Here is a 4200-nt window from a genome sequence, read left to right as displayed (position 1 = left end):
GGCCCCAACGGTGCGGGCAAGACGACTCTGTTCAAGATGCTGACCGGACAAGAACCGGTCGACAGCGGCGAAATCAAAATCGGTGAAACCGTTGACCTCGGTTACGTCGATCAATCTCGCGACAAACTGGATCCCAACAAAACGATCTATCAAGAGATCAGTGGCGGTCACGATTCGTTCGAAATGGGCGGCCGTGTCATGCACGCTCGCACCTACGTTTCGCGATTCAACTTCAAAGGCCCCGACCAAGAAAAGAAAGTCGGTGTGCTCTCCGGTGGTGAACGCAACCGAGTTCACTTGGCGTCGCTGCTTCGCAAAGGCTGCAATGTGTTGCTGCTGGACGAACCAACGAACGACCTCGACGTCGACACATTGCGTGCTCTCGAAGAAGCAATCGCGAACTTTGCGGGCTGCGTTGTTGTGACGTCGCACGACCGCTGGTTCCTCGATCGCCTTGCAACCCATATCCTTGCTTTCGAAGGCGACGGCAAAGTGGTTTGGTGCGAAGGCAACTTTGACACCTACGAACGCAATCGTCGTGAACGCATGGGCGAAGACGCCGACGACGATTCGCCTAAATCCCGATACAAGAGCATTCACGCGGGCTGATCCAGCCTCGCGATCGCTACCTCCGCGACACTTGCGGAGGATCTCAATTCATTCACCCATCTGTTTCCTTTCCACCTTTTCAAATTCATGACGATTCTGCGCACAGGCACCAACGAAAAGTACGCCGAGGGCTTTGAAGCCGCTTTCGGTGGCGGAACTCCCGCCTCGAAAAAGACCGCAAAGAAAACAACCAAGAAGGCAGCTAAAAAGGCCAGCAAGAAAGCCAAGACTCAGCCCGCTCAATCCAAGAAGAAATCCGTTAAGAAGTCGGTGAAGAAAGCGGCCAAGAAGAGCGTTAAAAAGGCTGTCAAAGCCAAAGCAACGACCAAGAAGGCAGTCAAAAAAGCCGCCAAAAAATCGGTCAAGAAGTCTGTCAAAAAGACCGCGAAAAAGTCGGTCAAGAAATCGGCTAAGAAGGCAAAAAAGAAGAGCTGAATGCGTTTTGGGGAGTGGCCGGGAAAGCCAAGCGTTTTCCCGTGCCCCTCGACATAACCGGCACGTCCTCCACAATGACGTCGCCCCCGCCAAGCGTCCCGCCTTCCAACTATCTTCGGTTCCCTTGATGCCTGCCTCACCGTCCCGCGAACCCAACGGCAACCTGCCCGACCATCAATTGGCCGCCGCAGCCTGGTCGCCGCCTTCGCAAGACGTCCGCACGGCACTCCAAGCCCTCATCGGATACCTGAACTTCTCGTCCGGCCCCGCACCGACCGCGGTGTTCTCAGCTTGGAACCAAGTTCATGACGAAGCTTCCGGCGGAGACGTCCTCAATGGGCCGCCTCCATTCTTGATCATGCGAGACTGGTTGGAAGAAGCCGCCCAGTCGCTGCAGAAAAGCTCGCCCGCGTTTGCAAACGTTGATCGCGCCCTCGGTTTGATCAATCTCCTTTGGTCGGGACTCTTGCCGGCCTACTTGGATTTCCATCGCGACCTGCTGTTCCACCAACCTCCGGAACTGCTCTTCAACGGTTTCTTCCTGGGACGTTGTGCCGAAGTCATGGTGCAGCAAATCGGTGAAGACGAATCCATCGGCAGCGTGGACGACGAATCCGCTCGCTTGCGTCAAATCATCGGCACGCTGAACGACTATGTCGGCTACCGCCCAGTCGCAGTCCTCGAAAATCGTGCGTGCCAACCTTACGCTCACGAATTCGTTCGACCGATCCCGCAAATGGTCCAAGGCGCTGGCATCACCGCCGGACCGTATCGCGAATTGATCGAGCGTGCGGTGCGAGCGATCGAAGAAGCTCCCGAGGACATTTTGCGTTCCGCGGCAATGGATCCAAACCAACTGCGTGAGCTTTGCTTGGACCCACGAGCGTATGACTTTGACCATCCGGTCAATCGCCGACCGAACTATCACTTCGGCGGATGGGATGAACATGCGATCGATGCCGATGGACGCTACGATCGGTTCATCCTTCGCAGCGTGACCCTGGATTCGTTGCTCGCACGAGTCAATGAAACGCCAGAACTGCCGCGTGACGAACTGCTTGAAGAAGCCGCTTCGGTCTTGGCCGGCACGATGCTGATGGCATCGGGCATCTCCGGTTGGGGCCCCGGTTGTTACAGCAGCGATGTGACGCTTCGATCGCTGATGGTTCCAATCGCCAACTTCCGCGATGAGTTTTACAACTGGCGAATTTCGCAGATTGGTGGCGAGCACGGCCAACGTTTGCTCGACGAAGTGAAAACGCGACATCAAGCCTTCGGGGCTGCTCGCCAGAACTTGAATGCGGCGCTCGCACGCCGCCGCGCCATCCAACTGCAACACGTCCAACTGGCGCGCATCTACGCTCGCTTGGGTTACCCCGATTCGGCGACCAAGCAAGCCGATGTGGTTCCGGCCACTTCCGCTCGATTGATGTGCCGCATTGATTGTGGGATGACGCTGGGACTGCGAGCCCTCCGCACGGATCGCTTCCCCGATGCGGTCGAAGTCCCCGAACAAACATTCGATCTGATCCGCCGCGCCATCGAATGCGGTGCCTTGATGGATCCTTGGGACATCCTCGGATTCACTGGCAACTTCAGCCTGTATCCCGGAATCGAAAACTCGATCCACGACAGCCGACTCGATGAATTGCTGTACATCATCGAGAACCTCTTCGGCTACATCGCTCGCGTGTGGAGCGAAGCGGCCGCTCGCGATGACGAAGCCGCCTACGAACGAATGGATCGCCAATACCGCGAAGTCGCCCAGTGGTGGCGAACGTTTGCGGCACACACGGTCGAATCCGTCGAAGCAACAGATCCTTGGGAATCATACGAGTCCGCTCGTTTGGTCGCACAAGCCTTGCGGTTGTGGCATCGTGGCGGTGCCCAACGAGGCGACATCGCGTTCTGGGCACCTCACGCGGATTTGTTCGATTCACCACGAGCTTACATGCTGGTGATCTCGGCACTGCTGGAACGCAAAGACTTCATTCCCGCTCAAGCTCTGTTGATCCACTGGTTGTGCCAAGCCGATCGAGTTGGACTTCGCAGCGGAGCGAACTCGTTGCCTCGTCTGACCGAACGCTGGTTGCTGCAACTTCGCGATCACATGCGAGAGGACTCGCACGAGCTCTGGCCACGCGTCAACAAATTCTTTGACTACCTCGAAGCCAACGCGGAATCGTTTTGGTCCGCACCACGCTTCGAAGTTGGCGACGATGAACCCCGTGATCGACATCGCGACAACTGGGAACAAGAGTTGGCCGAAGCCAACGAAGATCCGTTCGGTTCACCAGAAGAAGATGAAGAGGCGGGACTTTTTGATGCGGCGTATGAAAACGTCAGCTATCGCGACACGACCGATGACGGAAACGAAGGTTCGATCTTTGACACCAGCAGCGACAGCAGCAGTGTCGATGAACTCGAAGCCGAAGTGAAACGACTGGCCAGCCGTCTCGACTTCCTGCAGTCGTTGGCTCGCATGTGGGCGGTTGGTGCCGACGTCGCACTCACCGAAATTCACGCCGCGACGGAGTCGACCGATCCAGCCAACTCGCCCGCCCCCCAGCGCCGACAACAACAGATCGAAGCGTTGTCCGCATGGGCTCGCCGAGCGGTTGCCAACCGAATCGGATTGCTCGAATTGCTTGGCGATGTCCGAGCCTACAAAATCAAACCGGCTGGCACCGACAAAGATTCCATGCGAATCTACGATCGCCGCCGAGTTCTTCGCGACAGCCTGATGGAACGAGTCATCACCACCGCGGTGGAAATGGCTGACGCGAGACGATTGATCGCCAGTGCTCTCGGAGCTCTGCAAGGCAAACTGCCTGAGGACGTGGGCGAAGAATTTGCCGAAGATGACGCTGGCGCGATTGAGTTGTTCTCCGCTCTCATCGCTGGCGACTCCGAACGAGCCCGTGAGCGGTTCCCCACCTTCATCGAAGCGATCCTCAATCGCAGCTTGCTTTACATCCCGCTTTCTCGTGGCGGTGACCCGGTCAAGATTTATGTAACCCGGTTGCGAGAACGAGTGCTCCGACACCTGCTGCACTGGTTGCCACGTCGCGGCTTGTTCGCAGAAACCTGCCGACTGATTGAAACCGCTCGCCAAATGGAACAACGGCATCCAATCGGTGCCGGCGCTGTCACTGA

General features: G+C 57.1%; 2 protein-coding genes and 1 pseudogene. All 3 read left to right on the top strand.

Annotated features, from left to right (window positions below):
• Nucleotides 1-609: ATP-binding cassette domain-containing protein (locus B2R17_RS05140; protein WP_286763123.1), on the top strand; the 609-nt coding region annotated here is incomplete at its 5' end.
• A gap of 87 nt (nucleotides 610-696) precedes the next feature.
• Nucleotides 697-1044 (top strand): hypothetical protein, encoded by a 348-nt coding sequence (locus tag B2R17_RS05135; RefSeq protein ID WP_286763122.1) that lies wholly within the window; start codon nucleotides 697-699, stop codon nucleotides 1042-1044.
• A 127-nt stretch (nucleotides 1045-1171) separates the two neighbouring features.
• Nucleotides 1172-4200 (top strand): annotated as a pseudogene (locus tag B2R17_RS05130) (hypothetical protein); the annotation flags it as partial.

The sequence above is a fragment of the Rhodopirellula sp. UBA1907 genome (assembly GCF_002337565.1).
Lineage (GTDB): Bacteria > Planctomycetota > Planctomycetia > Pirellulales > Pirellulaceae > Rhodopirellula > Rhodopirellula europaea.
This window is presented reverse-complemented; position numbering and strand designations above follow the sequence as displayed.